Genomic DNA, 747 nt, shown 5'->3' with positions numbered 1-747 from the left:
GACAGGAACCCCCACCCGTTTTCCACCGCCTGCGCCTTCAATGCGTCGTCGCGCCCGCCGGTGATCCTGGTGACCGCCGAGCGCGACGACGCATTGAAGGCGCAGGCGGTGGAAAACGGGTGGGGGTTCCTGTCCAAGCCGGTGCGGCCCCCGGCGTTGCGCGCGTTGATGACGCAGGTGTTGGTAAGACACAGGGCATGAACCGGCCGCGCCTCTCTCCGGCACGGCATGCCGCAGAGGCGACCCTGCCTCGGCCCACACATCAGTGACGTTCGTGATGCGCTGCGGCAGTAGGGGCGGTTCCCAAACGACAGTGACGTTCGTGATGCGCTGCGGCGGTAGGGTCGGTTCCCAAACGACTGCCGACCTTGCTGATCCGCGCGGCGAACGCATGATCCGCGACGAAGCCGCCTTCGACACAAGGTCATGCCACCACCGAACGCTGCGCAGGTTATCGGCAGTCGATCGGGATGCGACCCTACCTCCATCAACGCATCGCGGTTCGCGCGTCAGCCGTCCAGCCCCGCCCCGGCATCGCCCTCCGGCTCCAGCGCCTTCACCAGCACTGCGGCTTGGGTGCGGCTGTGGCAGTCGAGCTTCTTCAGGATCGCGGTGACGTGCACCTTCACCGTGTTTTCGGCCAGGCCCAGTTCGTAGGCGATCTGCTTGTTGAGCAGGCCGTCGGCCAGGCACAGCAGCACGCGGAACTGCTGCGGGGTAAGCTGGGCCAGGCGTGCGGCGAGCAGC

The 747-nt window shown here is 67.1% G+C and carries 2 protein-coding genes; one reads left to right on the top strand and one right to left on the bottom strand.

The window, feature by feature from the left end:
- A partial coding sequence (locus DBR34_RS21865) for a response regulator (RefSeq protein WP_219928327.1) occupies nt 1–201 on the top strand: 201 nt, incomplete at its 5' end.
- Between the two features lie 308 nt (nt 202–509).
- Here the strand turns inward: DBR34_RS21865 and DBR34_RS23705 are convergent.
- A partial coding sequence (locus DBR34_RS23705; RefSeq protein ID WP_258224061.1) for a response regulator transcription factor occupies nt 510–747 on the bottom strand: 238 nt, incomplete at its 5' end.

Origin of the sequence: Stenotrophomonas sp. HMWF003 (assembly GCF_003061285.1) — a bacterium.
Taxonomy (GTDB): Bacteria; Pseudomonadota; Gammaproteobacteria; order Xanthomonadales; family Xanthomonadaceae; genus Stenotrophomonas; species Stenotrophomonas maltophilia_AP.
This window is presented reverse-complemented; position numbering and strand designations above follow the sequence as displayed.